This window comes from Phocaeicola intestinalis, from assembly GCF_014837065.1.
Taxonomy (GTDB): domain Bacteria; phylum Bacteroidota; class Bacteroidia; order Bacteroidales; family Bacteroidaceae; genus Phocaeicola; species Phocaeicola intestinalis.
In genome coordinates, this window is the sequence record NZ_JACSPP010000148.1 from 1 (window position 1) to 729 (window position 729).

Annotated in this window: 1 protein-coding gene; it reads right to left on the bottom strand. The window is 47.5% G+C overall.

The genetic code is table 11. From position 1 onward, the window contains the following. Positions 1 to 641, bottom strand: a 641-nt coding sequence (locus tag H9625_RS17435) for an ATP-binding protein (protein ID WP_191765599.1), incomplete at its 3' end; no start/stop codon positions are given. Positions 642 to 729: the final 88 nt, after the last annotated feature.

Sequence of the window (729 nt, forward strand, 5' to 3'; positions counted from 1 at the left end):
TTGAACCCGCTGAACACACTTACCTGAGAGAACTTGGTCACGCCCGTCAACAGCACAAACTGCAAGTCCTCGTCAGCGGTTTTGAATACCGAATAGAAACTCTTCAATATTTCCCGGTTACGGTCTTCCAGCAGACGCCTTTCACCGTCTACCGTAGTGGCATATCCCGTATCCAGCACGTCAAGGATAGGTTTATCGTATTCGTCTATCAATACCACGCAACGTCTGCCGTACCGTTTGCGTGCCTGATGCAGCACATGGATAAAGCGTGCGCCTGTCGTTTGCGCCGTATCGCTCCTGCCATACTGCTTTTCCCAGGCTGCCATGGTCTCTTCTATTCTCGCTTCCAAATTGCCTGGCAGGGTAAAGTCTCCCACATTAAAGTCGATATGGAACACGGGGTATTCCGCCCAATCGGTTTCCAACTTGTCAATGGCAAGCCCTTTAAATAGTTCTTTCCTCCCCTGAAAATAACATTTCAAGGTAGAGACCAGCAAGCTCTTGCCGAACCGGCGAGGGCGGCTCAGGAAATAGATTTTCCCCTCGTTCACTAACCGGTAAATCAAACCGGTCTTGTCGACATATACATAGCCGTCTCCTATAATCTGGTCAAAGCTTTGGATTCCTATCGGGTACTTCATCGTGCATCAAGTTTTGGATTTACGCAAAGAAACAAAATTATTCTGAAAGGGACAATAAAAAGGCGGCTCAAAAGAACCGCTTTTTTAT